Below are 583 nucleotides of genomic sequence, written 5' to 3' on the forward strand. Positions count from 1 at the left end.
CTTCTATTTATAATTTTTCTTCTTCTTTTCACCCATGTACTCCTTCTTTCCCCTTTTCTTCTTTTTTCTTTTTGTTCCTCCTCATTTCTCTTTTTTATCTTCTTTTATTATTTTTTCTTTTTTCTCTTTTTTTTTTTTTTCTTTATTTTTTTTTCTTTTTTTTTTTTCCTCTTTTTTCTTTCCATTCCCTTTCTCTTCTATTATTTTCTTATTTTTCATCTTTTCTATTTTCTCTTTTTTTCATTTTATTCTCTTTTTCTTCTTTTCTTTTCTTTTTTTTTTCTTTTTTTTCTTTTTTTTTTCCTTTTCCTTTTTTTCCTTTTTTTTCTTTCTTTTCTCCCTTTTTTTTTTCTTTTTTTTTTTCTTTCTTTTTTTTTTCTCTTTCTTTCTCTTTTCCTTTTTTTTCTTCTTTTCTTTCCTTTTTTTTTTTTTTTTTTTCTTTTTCTTCTTTTTTTTCTTCTTTTCTCTTTCTTTCTCTTCTTTTTTTTTTTTTTTTTTTCCTTTTTTTTTTTTCTCTTTCTCTTCCTTCTTTTTTTTTCTTTCTTTCTTTTTTTCCTTTTCTTTTCTTTTTTCTTCTTTTTCC

The 583-nt window shown here is 20.8% G+C and carries 2 protein-coding genes; both read right to left on the reverse strand.

Features of this window, described 5'->3' with window-relative positions; genetic code table 11:
- Positions 1-81: 81 nt before the first annotated feature.
- The gene (locus FQ699_RS10030; protein ID WP_179951712.1) at positions 82-219 is read right to left on the reverse strand and encodes a hypothetical protein; all 138 of its coding nucleotides are present in this window, start codon (positions 217-219) and stop codon (positions 82-84) included.
- Positions 209-583, reverse strand: a 375-nt coding sequence (locus tag FQ699_RS10035) for a hypothetical protein (RefSeq protein ID WP_179951713.1), incomplete at its 5' end; no start/stop codon positions are given. The genes FQ699_RS10035 and FQ699_RS10030, both read right to left, overlap by 11 nt.

This window comes from Francisella salimarina (assembly GCF_007923265.1).
Lineage (GTDB): Bacteria > Pseudomonadota > Gammaproteobacteria > Francisellales > Francisellaceae > Francisella > Francisella salimarina.